This is a genomic window from Vibrio splendidus 12E03 (genome assembly GCF_000272105.2).
In the GTDB taxonomy this organism is placed as follows: Bacteria; Pseudomonadota; Gammaproteobacteria; order Enterobacterales; family Vibrionaceae; genus Vibrio; species Vibrio splendidus_I.
Genome location: NZ_AJZD02000079.1, coordinates 1 through 680 on the forward strand (window position 1 = coordinate 1; position 680 = coordinate 680).

Here is a 680-nt window from a genome sequence, read left to right on the forward strand (position 1 = left end):
CTAGAGCCCCTAAAAAGCGGACACTTGGGGCTCCGGTATACAGCTTCCCGTTGACCTCAGCCATTTTAATGCACTCGCCTGCGGCGTTTGTCTTATCACTATCACCAACTTGACCACCACAAAGGTAAGCGTGAAACGTCACTTTGCTGGTTGATTCCGTCTGTTTGCTCTCCGTCGTGGTGTAAGACGAGGTGACATCAAACGTCATACTGGTTTTTGGCGTCTCGTATTGGGAGTCCCATTTTACGCGGACTTTTTGCTGACCCTGTGCATCGGTTTTTGGCGTCTCTTCCACCAAAAGTGGTTTGACTGTCTCGGACGTGTCCGGGTGTACGCCGCTACTTACCTCTGACGTCACCGAGTAACCTTCTACCGGATTGCCATAGGCATCTTTTAGGGTTGCCGTTACCTGGTTACCATTCACCGAGGTGTACTCTGCGTTATTAATCGTCGCTTCCGATGACACACCCGCGCTCTTTTCATCACCGATGAACTTAACGTCATAATCTTGAGTAATGCCACCAACATCAAGGGTTAATGTGACGGTTTCCGCTTTTACGCTAGTTAAGCGAAAATTGGCGATACCACTGCTGTCTGTGGTGACCGTGTCACTATCCAAAGTCACATCGGTGCTAGAGACAGAAGCCTCTACGAGGGTATCGGGCCTTACTTCTTCCCCG

At 50.1% G+C, this 680-nt stretch carries 1 pseudogene; it reads right to left on the reverse strand.

Annotated elements, in window-relative coordinates:
- Nucleotides 1-680: pseudogene (locus A142_RS24935) on the reverse strand (Ig-like domain-containing protein); the annotation flags it as partial.